The sequence below is a fragment of the Bacteroides sp. AM16-24 genome (genome assembly GCF_003471885.1).
GTDB lineage: Bacteria > Bacteroidota > Bacteroidia > Bacteroidales > Bacteroidaceae > Bacteroides.
The window spans coordinates 150696-169687 of the sequence record NZ_QRKI01000013.1 but is presented as its reverse complement, the minus strand read 5'-3'; the positions used below and the strand labels follow the sequence as shown (position 1 = coordinate 169687).

Here is an 18992-nt window from a genome sequence, read left to right as displayed (position 1 = left end):
TGGCTTAAAAGTGGCATTTTTTGGTAGGATTCTATCCTATACCTTTGTGTGGCATGTCCTATCTTTGCAATTGAATAGTTATCTCTAATACTAAACAAAAGATGAGGCGTATTGTTTTTTTGGATTATGTGCGTGTATTTGCGTGCTTTCTTGTCATGGTTGTCCATGCTAGTGAAAACTTTTATGGTGCTGCCGGAGCTACGGATATGGTGGGGCCGCAGTCCTACTTGGGTAGTGAGGCGGATCGGCTATGGGTAGCTGTGTACGACGGTTTCTCACGCATGGCGGTGCCACTGTTTATGATTGTCTCTGCCTTTCTTCTTGCACCGATGAAGAAAGAACAGACCATGTGGCAATTCTACCGTCAACGTGCCATTCGCATCTTGCCGCCATTCTTCATATTCATGATACTGTATAGTACGCTTCCGATGTTGTGGGGACAGATAAACGGAGAAACATCATTGAATGATATGTCGCGGATACTCCTGAACTTTCCGTCACTGGCCGGACACTTGTGGTTCATGTATCCTTTGATCAGCCTTTATCTGTTCATCCCCATCATATCGCCGTGGTTGAGTAAAGCTACGGCTAAAGAAGAACGATTCTTCATTGGTTTGTTCCTGCTTTCGACCTGTATGCCTTATCTCAACCGCTGGTTCGGTGAAGTATGGGGACAATGTTTCTGGAACGAATACCATATGTTGTGGTACTTCTCCGGTTACTTGGGATACCTTGTAATGGCGCATTATATACGTGTACATCTTACATGGAACCGTTCCAAGCGTCTCACTATAGGAACTATTTTAATGGTGGTCGGTGCTGTATGGACGATCTACTCATTTTATGTCCAGGCCATTCCCGGAAAAATTCTTGTTACTCCTGAAATAGAGATCGGATGGGCTTTCTGTACTATCAACTGTGTGCTCCTTACGGCAGGTACATTCCTTCTTTTCACATGTATAAACCGTCAGAATCCGCCACAGGTTATTACAGAAACATCAAAGCTCAGCTATGGTATGTACCTTATGCACATATTCTGGCTTGGGTTATGGGTAACTGTGTTCAAGCATAACCTGGCATTGCCTACTGTTGCTGCTATACCCTGTATTGCAGTAACTACATTCATTAGCTGTTTCATCGCTACGAAGATTATCTCATTCATACCGGGCAGTAAGTGGATCGTAGGATAAGGGCTTATATGCAGATTATTGAATTAGATTCTATGTTTACTGATATGGCAATTTTCTAATAAATTATATCAAATTACTCATTCAATATTTATTAGATAAACACTATATTTGTACACTGTAAATCTATGAATTACTGTATATTATGAAAAGCTATAAATCCCTTGTATTGTTGATTCTTTCTATCTGCCTGGCTTGTCCGGCTTTGTTATATGCTGTAGAAAATCCTGTTTCTATAAAAAAACTCAAGGTGGAATATGCCGAAATGCCATTAGGCATCGATGTAGAAAAGCCTCGTTTCAGTTGGCAAATGGTGGTGCCGGATACCGAAAGAGGTTATTCGCAGAAGGCCTATCAGATAATAGTGACTGATGAAATGGGCAGTTTGGCATGGGATAGCGGAAAAGTGTCGAGTGACCTGTCACTGAACATAGAATACGCCGGTGCTCCTTTGCAACCTGCTACCTGCTATTTCTGGACGGTCAACGTTTGGAATCAAAGAGGCGAACAATCATCGGAAACTTCTTGGTTTGAGACAGGATTAATGAGTAAAACTTCCCCTTACGAGGGATGGAGTGGTGCCAAGTGGATAGGTGGCGGAGATAAAGACAGGATGCTCTATTCTCACTATCTCCCGGTATTCAGGCTGAATGTTTCACTTCAACTGGATGAAAAGTCAAAAAGTACACGTGCAGGCTTTGTCTACGGAGCGAATGATAAGCGTCTGATGGATAAGAATAAGAACCTGTATCACTTGCAGAATGGAAAAGATGAATCTTATATTAAAATAGAATTGAGCATTGATTCACTCGCTTCGGGTAAAAAGGCAATGCTGAATGTGTATCGTGTGGGATACCATCCGGACGATCAGGGAAGCGTTCCTTTCAAAAGTTTCCCTGTTCCGCTGACATGGATTCATGAAAACAACAAATATGCACAGCATACCATAAGCCTTACTTCCGATTTAGGGTTTACAAGATTCTATGTGGATGGTGGTGAAGAGATTGGCTGGGTAAATCTGAATCCGCTGGGACAGGGAGGTGATTTTATTGCTTTCCCTGTGGTGGGCGATGTCGGTTTTGATGTTCCCGCAGGGCAATCTGCTATTTTCCCGAAGATGGAGATTGCTAATTTCCGAAGTCCTTCGAATGTGATAACTACTTGTAAAGAAGGGAATAACTGGATAGATGGCGATGTTTCCGGTGCTTTTCGTACTTTCACTCCCAAAGGCAATTCTGCCCCTATGCTTCGTACGGTTTTCTCTACTCCGCATACAGAAATAACCAAAGCTCGCTTGTATGTTACTTCACGTGGTATTTATGAGGTTTATCTGAATGGCAAGCGTATAGGAGAAGATTATTTTAATCCTGGAATCACCCAGTATAATAAAACCCTTCTGTACCAGACGTTTGATGTAACGGAGTATGTTCGTTCCGGCAGAAATGCCCTTGGCGCTTTACTGGCAGAAGGCTGGTGGAGTGGGGGTGCTACCTTTACGGGAGACAATTGGAACTTCTTCGGTGACCGCCAATCTTTATTAGCAAAACTGGTTATCACGTATGCAGATGGGCGGACTGATGTAGTGGTAACCGATCCGCTATCCTGGCAGTATTTCAGTGAAGGTCCTATTACTTACGGTAGTTTCTTCCAAGGCGAAGTGTATGATGCTTTAAGGGAAACGGCAGTGGAAGGATGGAGTATGGCCTCTTATGATGCATCTGCTTGGCAGCCTGCTCATGAGGTTGCCTTGGAAGGTAATATCAGTACGGCAGGTAATCCGAATATGCCGTGGGTGAACGATTATTCAGGCTTTGAACTTATCGGGCAGTTTGGCCAGACGGTGAAACAAATAAATGAGTTGACGGCTCTCTCGGTGGAAGAAGTCCGCCCCGGTGTGTTTGTGTATGATATGGGGCAGAATATGGTAGGAGTTCCCCGGATTAGTTTATCGGGCATGAAACCCGGAACGGAAATTACATTGCGTTTTGCTGAGGTGAAATATCCCGATTTGCCGGAATACGAAGGGAATATCGGTATGATTATGCTGGAGAATATCCGTGCCGCTATGGCTCAGGATGTTTATATAGCCAAGGGTGGGCAAGAAACCATCTCTCCCCGCTTCACCTATCATGGTTATCGCTTTATAGAGATCACAGGCATTGATAAACCGTTGCCTGTGGGAGCGGTGAAAGGGGTAGTACTAAGCTCTATACACGAATTAGCTTCACGCTACGAGACTTCCAATACTCAGGTGAATCAGCTTTGGAAGAATATAACCTGGTCTTCTTATGGAAACTTCCTTTCTATTCCTACAGACTGCCCGCAGCGCAATGAACGGCTGGGATGGGCAGGAGACATTTCTGTCTTCTCGCGCACGGCAACTTATCTGGCGGATGTCCCGCAATTCCTGAGACGTTATCTCCGTTCTATGCGTGATGTCCAGCGGACGGATGGGCGTTTTCCGGATATTGCTCCATTGGGTGGTGGTTTTGGCGGTCTGCTGTGGGGAAGTGCTGGAATCACAGTGCCTTGGGAGTGTTACCAGCAATATGGGGATACCATTTTGTTGAGCGAACACTACGACGCCATGAAGCGCTATATTCAATACATCATCGATAATACCATCGAAACAGAAACCAACCTGATTGTTCAAACTCGTTCGTGGGGTGATTTGTGTGATTGGCTGGGGCTGGAGGATGAGAAAAATGACAAATCTCTGGTATGGGAAGCCTACTTCATTTATGATTTGGAGTTGATGGCTAAGATGGCGACTGTTCTTGGTAAGGTTACCGATGCCGAGTGGTTTCGTGAACTGCATGCCGCCCGGAAGGATTTCTTCAATAAAACGTATATAGAGCCTGAGACCGGAAAGACCCTATTTTCGGCTTTTGTCCCTGAAAAGAAAGGATCACATATCGATATACAGACTTCGTATGTGCTTCCGTTGGCTTTCAATATTATTGATGAAGAGAATCGTAATAAGGTGATTGCCAATCTTGCAGAGACTGTGAGAAGGGAGAATACCACGGACAGAGGTCAGCAATGCCCGTCTTACTCTCTGATGACAGGTTTCATCGGCACATCATGGATCAATAAGGCTTTGTCTGACTACGGGCATTCAGACTTGGCTTACAGGCTACTTCAGCAGACCAGTTATCCTTCGTGGCTTTATTCCATTGAACAGGGAGCCACTACCATCTGGGAACGTCTGAACTCTTATACTCGCACGGATGGCTTTGGTGGAAACAATCGCATGAATTCTTTCAATCATTATTCTTTCGGTGCCGTGGGTGCCTGGATGTACAATTACTCTTTGGGAATACAGCGTGATGAAACTTTTCCCGGTTTCAAGCAGTTCGTTCTGAAGCCGATGCCCGATCCAACCGGGAAGATGACGTATGCACGGGGATATTATGATTCTATGTATGGACGTATTGAAAGTGGCTGGAAAGTGGAGAGCGGAGTGATTCGTTATACTTTCACTGTACCTGCCAATACTACAGCTACCCTATATCTGCCGACTGCATCATTGAGGGATGTTCGCGAGAAAACGAAACCTGTCCGGAAGTGTAAAGGAGTAGAATTTATCAGTGAAGGAAATGGAGAGGTGGTTTTGAAACTTCTTTCCGGCAGCTATTCGTTTGAGGTGAAGAAGGATTATCCGCTTGCGGCAAGGAAGAGGAAGAAATACGTCTTCGTCCGGTAATGATGGTCATTTGAGCTTGAAGAAGAGATTTCTGTTGTATCTCTTGCAGTTTGGCTGTTTCTTGTTTCCTATTGTAGAATTTCATAATCAAATGTTTACGTAGATAGAATACAGCTCCGTAATGGCCATTTACTTTTTATTCTCTGAATATAGTCAAAGCCTTGTCTGCTCCGTATTAGCTCCATGTCTATACACTTGGACTTGGTACGGACTTGGTATGGACTTGACACGGAGTTGGTATGGTGAAGGGATGGAAAAGAATAGTATCGGAAAGTATGGGTATAAAAAAAGGAGTACCGCTGTACTCCAACCTTTGTTAACCTTAAATCTAATACTATGAAAAAAATCACGTTGCAAATATAAGAGCTCACCCTGTTTTTTCCAAATGTTTGCTTCCCTTTGATATTCCTTTTATAATTCTTTCACGGATATTCACTGTTTTCGCACACGAACTGTCTTTTTGAGACAATATTGTGGATGATAGTGGCTAAATGATTATCAAATAGCATGAGACCTCTTTTATGTTACAAAGTTGCAAATCTGTTTCATTCGTTTCACAGAAGCTTCCACCCCCTGAAAAGAGTTATAATCTTCGTATTTCTTTCAATTTTTTAAATATACATTTGTCATATACAAAGCAAAGTTATGAAGGTTCGCGTAGGTTTATATATATTCTTAATACTCTCTTTTTTGATATTAGGAAAAGCAGAGATGCGAGCTGAAAGATTAGCAGCAGAAAAGGATATTGGTAACCCGACGGACCGAATGTTACAACCGGAAACCTGGAGTAAAATATACCAATGGGTAATGAATGATCCGCAGGTGCCGGATAAAGAAGATGTGCTGGCGTTAATCCGGCGACACTTCGGGAACTTTGAAAAACTGATGAAGTTGTTGCGCTATTTGGATGGAGGAAAACCTTACGCTTATTTGTCGGAACATCAATTCCGGAAGGTAGAACGGATAGGGGAGATGAAAGACAGTTTACCAATAGCTGCATTAGCATTGCCTGTAAATGCTCTACCGGAGGGAAAAATAGAACTAATGACTTTTTCTCCGTATGTTGAGGCAGAAAGTAAAAGAGAATCCCGGTGTAGAACAGTGATTGCGTTGAAGAACAATATACTTTATGATTTAGCTTTGGTTCCGAATGTGGAGGTGGAACTGCCCGTAGGGCAGCGGTGGTCTTTGAATATGGAATATAAATGTCCCTGGTGGTCGGATAGCAAGCACGGTTTCTGTTACCAACTTCTTTCGGGAGGAGCTGAGGTACGTTACTGGCTTGGGAATCGCAAGAATCGTGGACGGCTGACAGGGCATTTTGTGGGGATATATGCCGAAGGGGGAGCGTATGACTTCCAGTTTGATAAGGATAAAGGATATCGGGGAAACTATTATGCAGCTTCCGGACTGACTTATGGTTACAGTCATCAACTGGCCCGGTACCTGGCTCTTGAATTCAGTCTGGGGATTGGCTATCTGGAGACGGAATACCGAAAATATACTACCTACGAAAGTGATTTGATATGGACAAGTAGCGGACGCTATCATTTTATAGGGCCTACGAAAGCCAAGGTTTCTTTGGTATGGCTCATTCAGGGAAGGAGGCGGTAGCTATGCGGTGTATAAATTGTGTGTTTCTTTTGCTTCTATTAGGGCTATCGGTACTCTTAGTTGGATGTGAATTTAGAGATATACTGGATGATTATCCTGTCAGCGGAGTACAGATCAAGCTTAATTGGAAGGGGGTGACGGATCAGTTGCCCGAAGGAATGAGGGTGATCTTCTACCCGAAAAGCGAAGAAGGAGGAAAGGTGGAAGGCTGGTTAGCAGCCGAGGGGGGCGAAGTGAAGGTGCCACCGGGAGATTATGACATAGTAATTTACAATTATAATACGGAGTGCGTGTTGATTCGTGGCGAAAAGTCGTTTGAGACGATTGAGGCTTACACCGGACCGTGTACAGGGCTTAATACCAGTGAAACGATGGTGTGGTCACCAGACCCTTTGTATGTAGTAAGTGTGAAAGATATGAGAATAGAAAAGAATGAGAAGATGCTTTTGATGGAGTTTCAGCCGAAACTGGTAGTCAAGAACTATTCTTTTGAAATAAAGGTGAAAGGATTGAAGAATGTGGCAAGCATTATCTGTAATGTGGACGGGATGAATGGCTCTTATTACATCAGTAATGGCTCATGTACAGCAAGTGTTGCCCCGATTTATGTAGAGGTCCGAAAAGGAGGTGATGTGATACGTGGTAGCTTTTCTGCTTTTTTTACGTCAGAATCAACTGGCACACGTTCAGGCAGCGAGGTAACGATGAAATTACTACTTGTGAAGGTGGATAATACGGTTCAGGAAGTAAAGGTTGACATAACAGCTGCTGTAACTGCTCCATCTCCTCCGCCTGCTCCTCCTGAAGAGGGAGGGGGAGATCCGGTAACGGATATTGAAATACCGATTGATGAAGAAATAGAAGTGGATGATGTGGAAGTTCCTCCCGATGGAGGCGGAGGCATGGGTGGTGATGTCGGCGATTGGGATGATGAGACAAATGTAGAATTACCTGTAAATTGAAAGTAAACAAATAAAAATATTAACTTATAAAACAAACGATTATGAAGAAGATTTTATTAACAGCAGTTGCTGTGTTGGCAATTGTAGGTTGCTCACAGAATGAGGAGATTGAGAATGTTGGTCAAAAGGCAAAAATTGATGTTACTACGGTGGTAAAGGGAACAACGAGAGCGGCAGTGACTAGTAATGACAATTTTACTGCTTTTACAATAAATGGTTATACGGTTGCTGTTGCAGATATTGCTAGTTCAGGGCTTGGAACGGCTTATATGTATAAGGATTATACGGGGAAAAAAGGTAGTTGGGCAACAACAGGAGATGATATTTATTGGCCTTTGGATGAAAATATGGAATTCTTTGCTTATCCTACAGAGCTCAAGGCTAATTTTCAAGCTTCAGGAACTGGTTATCCAACTTTTACTTATGCAATAGGTGCTGTAGGAGCACAAACTGACTTGGTTGTAGCTCACAAAAGTGTGGCATCTGTGCCTACAGGTGGCAAATTAGAGCTTACTTTTAAACATATTCTTACACGTATTAATTTCTCTTATGTACCAGAAAATGCTGCATACACATATACAGTGAGCAATATTACAATCAATAAAGTTGAAGGTGAGGATGCTATATATACATTTGCTGCTGATGATAAAGGAAGCTGGAGTGCTGGTTCTAACAAAAATGTTGATTATGTATATCCGGTTTTGAAAGATCCAGTTGCAGCCGATGGTGCCTATGCTTTAGATACACAAGATGGTTCTTTGATGTTGTTACCGCAATCTGTTGCATCAAAGACTATATCTGTGACATATAAAACAGAGAAAGATGGACATACTTATTTTGAGGGTACAAAAGTCGTTACTTTAGGTGAATCTGCTAAATGGGATATAGGAAAAAATATTCGTTATAAATTAACATTACCTGTTGGAGCTGAAAAAGTAACTGTTGATACTAATGTTGAGGACATAAATGAGACTCCTGAATCTGGTTCTGCTAAATAAAGTAGTAATAAAAGAACTGGCCGGATAAGAGAACTCAAAAACTACATAAATAGATTGGAATGCACAGAGAATGTACTACTTTTGTATAAACTTATAATTTATCAAAGTTATAGAATGCATTAACGAAATGAAAAAGAGTTTACTATTATTGTTACTATGTCTGTTTTGTTCAATTAACCTCTGCAATGCAAAAGCAAAAAGTACATTTACTGTTTTTCAATTAAACCTGTGGCATGGAGGTGCTAAAGTGCCTAATGGGGATCAAGGAATTATTGATGTATTAGACCAGATGGATGCAGATGTAGTTTTCCTATGTGAAGTCAGAGATGGAAAACGGTTTATACCACACGTGATAGAGGAATTGAAGAAGAGGGGAAAGCATTATTATGGAGAGACTTTCGATCTGGCAATTGGTATTTTAAGTAAATTCAAACCGGATAGCATGACTAAATGTTGCATTGTACCGGGTGATGAAAGCCGTGCTATGGTGAAAATGACAACCACAATCGAAGGGCAGCCGGTTTCTTTTTATTCCTGCCATTTAGATTATCGGAATTATGAATGTTATATGCCACGTGGATATAGTGGCACGATCTGGAAAAAGATAGATAATCCTATAACAGATGAGTCCGAGGTTTTGAAAGCCAATCGTTTGTCATTCAGAGATGAGTCTATCCGTACTTTCGTACAAGAAGTGCAAACCGATATTAAACAAGGACGTCCGGTTATTATGGGAGGAGATTTCAACGAGCCTTCCCATTTGGACTGGCAGGCGGACACAAAAAATCTATGGGATCACAATGGGGCTGTCATTCATTGGGATTGTTCTATGATGCTTCATAAAGCCGGATTTAAGGATAGTTACCGTGAAAAATATCCTAATCCTGTTCGATATCCCGGTTTCACATTTCCTGCAGGAAATAAGCTTGCAGAAGAAGCTAAACTGGAAAAATTAGCTTGGGCGCCTGAAGCAGATGAACGTGACCGGATTGATTTTATTTATTATTATCCGATGGACTCGATTCTTTTATTGAAAAATTGCATATTAGTAGGCCCTTCTGAAACAGTTGTCAGAGGTATAATAACAGAAAACGATTCTAAAGATAAGTTTCTGACTCCTTCCTGCGTTTGGCCTACAGACCACAAAGGGAATCTTGCAACTTTTAAGATTCATAAGGCTTCTTCGAACTCGTTATAAAAGGCTGCGTTTGCTGTAGTATTGTTGAATTGAAGATCGTCTTCTTTTATTTTGTTTCTTCTCGGAATATTCTTACTTTTGTGATACAATAACAAACAAAAAACATTCGATCTACAATGCAAACTTACTCAGCATGTGGTGCGGACATATCATGTCAGCATTGCCCTAAGGCTGTAGCCAATGCTATCGTTTACGCTTCTCATCCAAGAGGCTTTCACCTTCCAGCTCAAAAGTGCGAAGAGAATATCATGATTTTCCTGTTGAAGGGAGAAGTACTCGTTAACAGTCAGGAGTATGCAGGGACTGTTTTGCATGCCGGTGAATTTATTCTCCAGGCCATTGGATCAAAGTATGAAATCCTTGTTCTGGCAGATGCAGAATGTGTGTGTTACCATTTTAACCAACCGGAGTCTTTCTGTGAAAAACGTTATAAGTATATCATGACTGAGGTAACTCCTCCGTTAATCTTTTTTCCTTTAAAGATAAGTCCGGAACTGCATTTCTTTCTGGAAGCCTCAAAAGCTTATCTGGCATCAGAAAAAATCTGCCGGGAACTACTTTCATTTAAACGGAAAGAGCTTGCTTTCATCCTTGGACAGTTTTATTCAGATTACGATTTGTCGATGCTGGTGCATCCGCTTTCTAAATATACTTCCAGCTTCCAGTATTTCGTTCTGAAAAATCATGCAAAAGTGAAGACTGTGGAAGAACTTGCCCAGTTGGGCGGATATACCATTACTACTTTCCGGCGTATTTTTAACTCTGTTTTCCATAAGCCTGTTTACGAGTGGATGATGGAGAAACGTAAAGAAAGCATTGTCTATGAGCTTCGCTATACAGATGCCACGATTTCTGAAATTTGCTTTAAATACGGTTTTGAGTCCTTGCCTCATTTTTCCAATTTCTGTAAGAAGAATTTTGGCTCTTCTCCTCGTGGTTTGCGGCAGGGGCGATTAGTAGAGTCATCAGAAAAGGAAATATCAGTTACTTGCGGAGAGGCTGGTTAAAACGGTATTTCACAGAGACAATGAAATAACTGCCTATCTGTTGTGTATGGCTCTCGTAAAAGCCATCTGCCATAGTGCTGCGGTAATAACTCTTCTGTTGGCTGAGTATATCTACCCAGTTGGCTGATACCTCGGCTTGCTTCTTTTTCAAGAAACGCCATGTGATACTTGCATTCCATACAAATTGGTCGTCCTCCCCCTTCTTTATGTTCGTACCGTTTCGGAAAGAATAATTCGCATCAGTTCTCAACTGTATACTTCTCGGTAAATCGGCAAAAGCGTTTATTCCGAAAGCATAATTGCGGGTGTAAGTATCTGTTTCCAGAAGCGAGTTGGCGGAATGTTGGAAATTCCATCTTCCGCTCAGGTCGAAGTTTCCCCATTTAGGCTGATAGGATAGACGGAAGTCAGTGTTTATTCCGGTGTTGTGAGTGGTGCTACGTTCCGGTTGTTCGGTCTGGTTTTCGTTGATGAGGCTGACATCTTGCGCAAAAGAGCTTCCGGCATTGGCATTCAGGCTAAAGCTTTTGATGCGTTTCTGATATCGAAGTATCCCGTTCATGTTCCAGTTGCCATTGATATTGACCGGATAGGTTTCACGCCCGCCTGTCTGCTGGTTGTAGGTCACTGCACGGGTCTGGCTGTTGATTCTGTTGTTCCAGTTCAGCGTGGCAAAGATGCCTTGCTTCGTATTCTGTGCTTCCAGTCGGACGGATTGATTGTAAGTAGGCTTCAGATTAGGGTTACTTCGTGTGATGTAGAGCGGATCGCTGTTGTTGGTGGGGGCGATCAGATCGTATAATGACGGTTGCGAGGTATTTCCATAATAGTGTAGGATGATCCTGTTTTTCTTTTTCTGCCATGAGACGAACAACATAGGCTGGAAACCGACAGAGCGAAGGGTGGTATCGGCTTTATGCAAACCTGTTTTTTGGTTTAGGCTACGGTGTTCGGGGTTTACGGACATTCCGGCATTGACATTCCAGGTAGTGTCGGAGTAGTTAAGAAACAGATTGATTCCGTGTTGTAGGGTACTGCTATGGCTTCGGTTACTCAGACTGTCGATGTAGCTCGTCTCATATCCCTCGGGCAGATAGCCGGGCTGCACCTCTGCTTCTTCCATAAAGCCGGACAGGTCGTATGTATTGCGGTCGTTTTTCTGCTTGCTATAATTGAAATTATATGAGATTTGTGAGCGTAGTTTCTTGGTGAAAGGATGGGTGAACATCACCCCGATGCCTTGTGAACGGTTGGGCGACAGATTCGATGAGTACTGGTTACGGTAGAGTATAGAGTCGTTTCCGGCACTGTTTTTCAGTTGATAATAGGTTGTTGAGGATACAGAGAAGTTGTTATTGTCATTTTTACTATCATTGTATTGAGCTGTCAGCCCAACGGAAGTCCCTTTTCGATTGATACGGTGCATGATATTTGTGTGGAAGGAAGACCGGTGTTGGTCGCCTTTCATTAGTGACCCCATAGAAATATCATTGATTTTTTGATCATTGGGTATCTCACTGATGGTACTGAAAGGGTCCAATATATCCAGATGAGGATTTTCATTGAATGTACCTTGACGGTTATTATTGGCACTATTATTCCGGGTGAGGTTGAAATTACCGTAAATATTAACAAAGGTCATGCTATCTACCTGCCAGTTTAGGCCCAATGTCGCATTCATATTGCGACTGCCGTTCGTATTGTTACCGGCAGAGTATTGGTATTTGTTTCCGCTTGTCAGGTATTGTTCATTGTAAGATGTGGATACGTTACCCTGGTTATTGTGGTGATAGGACATATTTCCGTTGAGAGTCAGCTTTTTATTGTACTTTTGGGTAAAGTTCAATGCAACGTTCTCCTGTATGTTGTCCTTGTAGCTGGTTCTCATATTGAGATTACCGGAATTGGCAATGACGGAGAGGTTGTTTCCGTTATTCTTGAAGTAGTTACCTTGCAGGTTGAAGTCCTTTTTGTTGTTATTGCCATATCCGGCTTGTCCCGATAAAAGAAGGGTTCCATTGAATTCTGCTTTGGTCTGCAAGTCGAGTACATAGTTCTCCTTTCCGGTACTGACACCTGTCAGCTTTTCCAGTTTACTTTTCTTATCGTATACTTTTATCTTGCTGACCAACTCTACAGGAAGGTTCTCCAGTGCCATTTTGTTGTCGCCCGCAAAGAAGGCTTCACCGTTTACGTTGATTTCATTGATAGGCAGTCCATTGTATTTCAGAGTTTTGGTTTCACTGTCATATTCCATTCCGGGAATACGTTTCACCAGAGCCTCCAGATAGGAGCCTTCGGGTGTTTTATAAGCTGCTGCATTGATGACGGTGGTATCTCCCACCTGGTCTATTTCACGTATTGGAGCTTTCACTGTCACTTCTCCCAATTCGATACCTTCCTCTAGCAGGATGCTGCCCAGATTAATGGTTGAAGCATTACTATCCAGTTTTCGAAAGACGGATTGCATGCCCGTATAAGAAGCTTTGAGTAAATATTGTGTTCCTTTCTGAGGATTAAACTGGAGGCTGAAGTGTCCGTCCATGTCGCTTGCAGCTCCTTTTATGAAAGTGGAGTCTTTTCCACCTACAATAACAATGCTCGCGTAAGGTAAGGGGGCTTCCTCCTTGGGGGTATCCGATGCTGTGCACACTTTTCCCTTGACTGTTCTTGTTTTTTGAGCGAATAGAATAGTCGGGATTAGTAAGAATAGTAATAATATCCAGATTTTGTGCACGTTCATCTTAAGTCTTTTATAGCAATCACAAAATTAGGGAGTTTTCGTTTGTATACAATACTTTGATAAAGAAAATTTGAAATTTCGCTCTTATATTTCTATAAAAAAACTCCTCTGTCGGTTTCCCGGCAGAGGAGTTCTGGTGATATTAATCAAATGTAGAAAGGGCTGATTAGTCTTTCAGTTTTGCGATAATAAAGTCGCGGTTCAAACGAGCGATGTTGCTGATAGAAATGTTTTTCGGACATTCAGCTTCGCAAGCGCGAGTGTTGGTACAGTTACCAAATCCGAGTTCGTCCATCTTGCTCAACATAGCTTTTGCACGGCGCAATGCTTCCGGTTTACCTTGCGGCAGCAAGTTCAACTGGCTAACTTTTGCGGAAACGAATAACATGGCAGAACCATTCTTACATGCAGCTACACAAGCACCGCAACCGATACAAGCAGCAGCATCCATAGCCTCGTCAGCAATCTGCTTCGGGATCAAAATAGCATTAGCATCCTGAGGAGAACCTGTACGCACACTTACATAACCACCTGCTTGCATGATCTTGTCGTAAGCCGTGCGGTCTACCATCAAGTCCTTGATTACCGGGAAACCGGCAGAACGCCAAGGTTCAACAGTGATAGTGTCGCCATCATTGAAACGACGCATGTAAATCTGGCAGGTAGTAGCACCCGTTGCAGGACCGTGGGGATGTCCGTTGATGTAGAGCGAGCACATACCGCAGATACCTTCGCGGCAGTCATGATCGAATACAACCGGTTCTTTGCCTTCAGAAATCAGTTGCTCATTCAAGATATCCAGCATTTCAAGGAATGAAGTGTCACCGGGGATATCTTTCATTTGGTATGTTTCAAAAGCGCCTTTTGCCTTTGGACCTTTCTGGCGCCATACTTTTAGTGTGAAACTTATATTTTTATCCATTGTTTTTGAAGTTATATGCTACAGGCTACGAGCTACAAGAACTCTGTCTATAGCAGATTAATTAATAACTTACTGACTTGCCCGTAGCCTCGAACTTGTAGCTCGTAGCTCGTAGCTTGTCACTATTTAGCTCTTATAGTTACGAGTTTGTACCTTGATTGCTTCGTAAACCAGCGGTTCTTTCAGCAGTTCAGGAGCTTTTTCGTCGGAGCCTTGATATTCCCAGCAAGCAACGTAGAAGAAGTTTTCATCATCACGTTTTGCTTCGCCTTCCTCAGTCTGGTATTCTTCACGGAAGTGACCACCGCAGCTTTCGTTACGGTTCAGAGCATCGTATGCAACCAATTCACCCATGATAATGAAGTCGTACAAGCGGATAGCCTTATCCAACTCTACATTCATACCTTCTTTATCTCCCGGGATGAAAAGGTCTTTTTCGAATTCCTTGCGGATTTCTTTCAGTTTGGCAATACCAGTCTTCAGACCTTCTGCTGTACGACCCATACCTACATATTCCCACATGACGTGGCCCAGTTCCTTGTGGATAGAGTCTACAGACTTCTTACCCTTGATGTTCATCATCCAGTTGATCTTATCCTGAATTGCTTTCTCTGCTGCTGCAAATTCAGGCAGGTCGGTAGAGAAGCGGGGAACTGTAATCTGGTCGGCCAGGTAGTTCTGAATAGTGTAAGGCAATACGAAGTAACCGTCAGCCAGACCTTGCATCAATGCAGAAGCACCGAGGCGGTTTGCACCGTGGTCAGAGAAATTACATTCACCGATAGCGAACAGACCCTTGATAGAAGTCATCAGTTCGTAGTCAACCCAGATACCACCCATTGTGTAGTGGATAGCCGGATAGATCATCATCGGATTATAATATTTCACACCGGCAATTTCTTTTGCCAGTTCGCCCGGATTCACGTCAGTGATTTCCTCGTACATATCGAAGAGGTTACCATAACGTTGAAGAACGATATCGATACCTAAGCGGCTGATAGCCTCAGAGAAGTCAAGGAATACTGCCAAGCCTGTATTATTCACACCGAAACCTGCATCGCAACGTTCTTTTGCAGCACGGCTGGCAACGTCACGCGGAACCAAGTTTCCGAATGCCGGATAGCGGCGTTCCAAGTAGTAGTCACGGTCTTCTTCTGGAATATCACTTCCCTTGATTTCACCCTTTTGAAGTTTCACTGCATCTTCTTTCTTTTTCGGAACCCAGATACGGCCGTCATTACGCAGAGACTCTGACATTAAAGTCAACTTAGACTGCTTGTCGCCGTGAACAGGAATACAAGTGGGGTGAATCTGTACCATAGCCGGATTAGCCATCCAAGCACCCTTGCGGTAGCAAGAAACAGCAGCTGTACAGTTACAAGTCATTGCATTGGTAGACAAGAAGTATGCGTTTCCGTAACCACCGGTAGCGATTACTACTGCGTGTGCAGCGAAACGTTCCAGTTTACCGGTAACGAGGTTCTTAGCAATGATACCACGGGCACGTCCGTCAATAAGAACAACGTCCTGCATTTCATAGCGGGTATACAGTTTTACGGTACCTGCGTTTACTTGGCGACTCAATGCTGAATAAGCACCCAGCAACAACTGCTGTCCGGTTTGACCGCGGGCATAGAACGTACGTGATACCTGAGCACCACCGAAAGAACGGTTGTCCAACAGACCGCCGTATTCGCGGGCGAAGGGAACACCTTGTGCCACACACTGGTCGATAATGCTGTTGGAAACCTCGGCCAAACGGTAAACGTTAGCTTCGCGGGCACGGTAGTCACCGCCTTTTACTGTATCGTAGAACAAACGGTAAACTGAGTCACCGTCGTTTTGGTAATTCTTTGCAGCGTTGATACCACCCTGTGCAGCGATGGAGTGTGCACGGCGGGGAGAGTCTTGAATACAGAAGTTGAATACTCTGAAACCCATTTCACCGAGTGAAGCAGCAGCAGAAGCACCTGCCAAACCTGTACCTACTACGATGATATCCAAGCGACGCTTGTTAGCCGGGTTCACTAATTTCTGGTGAGCTTTATAGTTGGTCCATTTCTCTGCTACTGGTCCTTCCGGAATTTTTGAATCTATCTTAGTCATAATGCTATTACATTTTAATCGTTTACAATTTACAAATTAGCAAGCACCGCCGCACAATGATTTTGCGAAGAATACGACAACTACCAAGGCGAAACATACAACGACGATAGTAGAGTAGATGTTGGAGATACATTTCCAACGGTTGATCCATACCTTGTTGTTCCAGCCCAGAGACTGCATAGAGCTCCAGAAACCATGAGTCAAGTGGAACCATAGTGCGCCCAGCCAAATGAGGTAAAGCACTACGTATACCGGATTGCCAAATGTGTTTTCAATGTGATGAACACCATTGGCTGCAAATGCCAGTGTGGCGGCATCTGTTTGCATACCCATGTTGTGCATCAGCTCAGGGAGCTGCATTTTTGCCCAGAAGTTTACCAGGTGCAGGCCCAGGCCTACGATTACAATAAGACCCAGTACGAGCATGTTCTGAGAAGCCCATTCTACTGTTTTGGGTTTATCAACTACGGCATAACGTTCTGTACCGCGCGCTTTGCGGTTTTGCATTGTCAGCCAGAAAGCGTAGATGATGTGAATGATGAAAAGGGCAGCCAGACCTACCGTAGCTACCAAGGCATACCAATTTGCTCCCAGGAACTCACAAACCATGTTGTATCCCTCTGCCGAGATTAATGCAACCAGGTTCATCGCCATGTGAAACGTCAGAAACAGGACAAGGGCGATACCGGTAACGCTCATCACCACTTTCCTTCCTACAGATGAATTACTTAACCACATAAATGATTGAATTTAAATTATTTAATAGTTAGAAAATTTGCTTTTACTTAGGGTCTTACTCTAATTTCCCGCAAAAATAGAAGAAAAACATTGATTAAACAAGGAATTAAAGAAATAATTCCGTAATCAGGAGAATAGACAGAAGTTGACAAGTCAGCTAGGGAACAAGGTGACGAGAAAAGGGTTACCCTTCCTCGTCACCTTGTTCCCTGGCTGAGTCGTCATTTTTTTCTTTTATAATAGTGATTTTCTCTCCACTGGCAGCGCGTTTCCGTAGTGAACGGGGGGTATCCCCAAAGGAGTCCTTACAGAAATGAGCGAAGTGTGACAGGGAATCAAAACCATAGCGTGCGCTAATTACAGAGATACGTTGTTTGGTGAATTGCAGATCGTTCAGAATACCTTCACGCTTCTTGTCCAGTATCCATTCGTACACCGGAACATTATACATATTTTTAAACAAACGGCGGAAGGTAGTGGTAGTATATCCTCCTAAATGGGCAAATTCTTCCACATTCTTCACTTTGTCGTAGTTTTGCATAATGAAATAATGGAAACTTTCCGTATAAGTACTGATAGGATAGAAAAAAGTACTTATCTGGCGTAGTGGATAATAACAGGTTAGAATGTAAACCAGTTCCTGACGCTTGATATCGAGATATTTCCCGCAAGCGGAAGGTTGTTCTTTAAAATAGTCGGCGATATCATGTAGCAGTCGTTCCAGTTTTGCGTTAGCCAGCAATGGTGTGTAAATCAGTGGAGCTTCGGAACGTTCCAGAATCTCTTTATAACGGTCTTCGCATAAAAGTGGAAGTTCCGTGAACCAATAGGCGATGTATTCCACTTCAGTCAGTGCCAATAGCTCCATTTTTGAGCCGATGGCTTGTAATACACACTGTCTGCTTAGGAGCGTAGTGCCCGGATATTCGTTACTATTTATCAGCAACTCACCCTTTAACATAAAGATCATGCAGTTCTGGGTGCACTTCTCCGCTGAGAAATGCTGTCCTTGGGGATATTGGCGTAGTACCAACGTCCCGTTAGAATTTTTTGGGCATAGAGTGCAATCTACCTGCCGTGTGCAAAGAGTGTCTTTTGTCATGAAATATAGGACGAATTACTAAAATTGTGGCAACAAAGATAGAATTTTTTTGTGAATACTCTAACAAAATCACCTATCTTTGCTGTAAACTATAAGAAAGACTGCATGAAGAGAACTATTTTTTTTGTATTTTTTGCATCATTAGTTGTACTCAGTATTTCTGCACAAAATTGGGACATCAATACCTTGCATAAAATAAACAGTTGGGATGGTAAGTTTATTCGCAATTATAATAAAATAATTTCTCGTACTGAACCCTATATTGCCGTTGGAGTTCCTGTGGCGATGGCACTGGCTGCATGGGTGAAAAAAGACCGTGAATTATTAAAGGATGCTGTGTATGTAGGTACCAGTGTTGCCGGTGCTTTTGTGGTGACCTACGGCTTGAAATATCTTATAGACCGTGAACGTCCGTTCGACCGTTATCCCGACCGGGTTCATGCTTATAGTCATGAGACCAGTCCTTCTTTCCCATCCGGACATACGGCAACAGCCTTTGCATTGGCAACTTCGCTTTGCGTGAAGTATCCAAAATGGTATGTGATAGGTCCTTCGGCTTTATGGGCTTGTTCTGTCGGAATGTCCCGTATGAATGAGGGTGTGCACTATCCGTCCGATGTACTGGCAGGTGCAGTCATCGGAACGGGATGTGCGGTAGTAAATATCTATGTGAACCGCTGGTTGAATAAGTGGTTATTCGGTAATTAGG

Annotated in this window: 13 protein-coding genes; 8 read left to right on the top strand and 5 right to left on the bottom strand. The window is 43.1% G+C overall.

Going from position 1 to position 18992, the window contains the following annotated elements:
* Positions 1–101: 101 nt before the first annotated feature.
* The 7 genes from DW182_RS15440 (at position 102) to DW182_RS15405 (ending at position 10672) form a co-directional block, all read left to right on the top strand.
* Positions 102–1190, top strand: coding sequence for an acyltransferase (locus DW182_RS15440; protein WP_007660912.1), 1089 nt, complete (start codon positions 102–104; stop codon positions 1188–1190).
* Positions 1191–1332: 142 nt separating this feature from the next.
* Positions 1333–4893, top strand: a complete 3561-nt coding sequence (locus DW182_RS15435; RefSeq protein WP_118296078.1) for a family 78 glycoside hydrolase catalytic domain — start codon at positions 1333–1335, stop codon at positions 4891–4893.
* A gap of 645 nt (positions 4894–5538) precedes the next feature.
* Positions 5539–6507: a DUF3575 domain-containing protein gene (locus DW182_RS15425; protein WP_118296077.1), complete on the top strand. Its 969-nt coding sequence runs from the start codon at positions 5539–5541 to the stop codon at positions 6505–6507.
* Positions 6508–6509: 2 nt separating this feature from the next.
* A complete protein-coding gene (locus DW182_RS15420; protein WP_118296076.1) occupies positions 6510–7469 on the top strand; it encodes a DUF5119 domain-containing protein in 960 nt (319 codons plus the stop codon).
* Between the two features lie 41 nt (positions 7470–7510).
* Positions 7511–8467, top strand: a complete 957-nt coding sequence (locus DW182_RS15415) for a fimbrillin family protein (protein WP_118296075.1) — start codon at positions 7511–7513, stop codon at positions 8465–8467.
* 127 nt (positions 8468–8594) lie between these two features.
* A complete protein-coding gene (locus tag DW182_RS15410) occupies positions 8595–9665 on the top strand; it encodes an endonuclease/exonuclease/phosphatase family protein (protein ID WP_118296074.1) in 1071 nt (356 codons plus the stop codon).
* Between the two features lie 116 nt (positions 9666–9781).
* Positions 9782–10672 carry an AraC family transcriptional regulator gene (locus tag DW182_RS15405; protein ID WP_118296073.1) on the top strand — a complete coding sequence of 297 codons (891 nt, stop codon included), beginning with the start codon at positions 9782–9784 and terminating at the stop codon, positions 10670–10672.
* On the opposite strand, the gene DW182_RS15400 is transcribed toward DW182_RS15405, so the two are convergent.
* From DW182_RS15400 to DW182_RS15380, 5 genes are all read right to left on the bottom strand, one after another.
* Positions 10650–13415 (bottom strand): TonB-dependent receptor, encoded by a 2766-nt coding sequence (locus DW182_RS15400; protein WP_118296072.1) that lies wholly within the window; start codon positions 13413–13415, stop codon positions 10650–10652. The genes DW182_RS15405 and DW182_RS15400 overlap by 23 nt on opposite strands.
* A gap of 166 nt (positions 13416–13581) precedes the next feature.
* Positions 13582–14337, bottom strand: a complete 756-nt coding sequence (locus tag DW182_RS15395; protein WP_007211613.1) for a succinate dehydrogenase/fumarate reductase iron-sulfur subunit — start codon at positions 14335–14337, stop codon at positions 13582–13584.
* Between the two features lie 126 nt (positions 14338–14463).
* Positions 14464–16443 (bottom strand): fumarate reductase/succinate dehydrogenase flavoprotein subunit, encoded by a 1980-nt coding sequence (locus DW182_RS15390; RefSeq protein WP_118296071.1) that lies wholly within the window; start codon positions 16441–16443, stop codon positions 14464–14466.
* A gap of 36 nt (positions 16444–16479) precedes the next feature.
* Positions 16480–17181, bottom strand: a complete 702-nt coding sequence (locus tag DW182_RS15385) for a succinate dehydrogenase/fumarate reductase cytochrome b subunit (RefSeq protein ID WP_118296070.1) — start codon at positions 17179–17181, stop codon at positions 16480–16482.
* Positions 17182–17365: 184 nt separating this feature from the next.
* Positions 17366–18283: an AraC family transcriptional regulator gene (locus DW182_RS15380; RefSeq protein WP_118296069.1), complete on the bottom strand. Its 918-nt coding sequence runs from the start codon at positions 18281–18283 to the stop codon at positions 17366–17368.
* A 105-nt stretch (positions 18284–18388) separates the two neighbouring features.
* On the opposite strand from DW182_RS15380, the gene DW182_RS15375 reads away from it, so the two are divergent.
* Positions 18389–18991 carry a phosphatase PAP2 family protein gene (locus DW182_RS15375; protein ID WP_118296088.1) on the top strand — a complete coding sequence of 201 codons (603 nt, stop codon included), beginning with the start codon at positions 18389–18391 and terminating at the stop codon, positions 18989–18991.
* Position 18992 lies beyond the last annotated feature (1 nt).

Coding starts and splice junctions, on each gene's coding strand:
- DW182_RS15415 (WP_118296075.1), top strand. CDS start 7,511: ATGAAGAAGATTTTATTAACAGCAGTTGCTGTGTTGGCAATTGTAGGT.
- DW182_RS15405 (WP_118296073.1), top strand. CDS start 9,782: ATGCAAACTTACTCAGCATGTGGTGCGGACATATCATGTCAGCATTGC.
- DW182_RS15380 (WP_118296069.1), bottom strand. CDS start 18,283: ATGACAAAAGACACTCTTTGCACACGGCAGGTAGATTGCACTCTATGC.
- DW182_RS15395 (WP_007211613.1), bottom strand. CDS start 14,337: ATGGATAAAAATATAAGTTTCACACTAAAAGTATGGCGCCAGAAAGGT.
- DW182_RS15420 (WP_118296076.1), top strand. CDS start 6,510: ATGCGGTGTATAAATTGTGTGTTTCTTTTGCTTCTATTAGGGCTATCG.
- DW182_RS15435 (WP_118296078.1), top strand. CDS start 1,333: ATGAAAAGCTATAAATCCCTTGTATTGTTGATTCTTTCTATCTGCCTG.
- DW182_RS15425 (WP_118296077.1), top strand. CDS start 5,539: ATGAAGGTTCGCGTAGGTTTATATATATTCTTAATACTCTCTTTTTTG.
- DW182_RS15440 (WP_007660912.1), top strand. CDS start 102: ATGAGGCGTATTGTTTTTTTGGATTATGTGCGTGTATTTGCGTGCTTT.
- DW182_RS15400 (WP_118296072.1), bottom strand. CDS start 13,415: ATGAACGTGCACAAAATCTGGATATTATTACTATTCTTACTAATCCCG.
- DW182_RS15385 (WP_118296070.1), bottom strand. CDS start 17,181: ATGTGGTTAAGTAATTCATCTGTAGGAAGGAAAGTGGTGATGAGCGTT.
- DW182_RS15410 (WP_118296074.1), top strand. CDS start 8,595: ATGAAAAAGAGTTTACTATTATTGTTACTATGTCTGTTTTGTTCAATT.
- DW182_RS15390 (WP_118296071.1), bottom strand. CDS start 16,443: ATGACTAAGATAGATTCAAAAATTCCGGAAGGACCAGTAGCAGAGAAA.
- DW182_RS15375 (WP_118296088.1), top strand. CDS start 18,389: ATGAAGAGAACTATTTTTTTTGTATTTTTTGCATCATTAGTTGTACTC.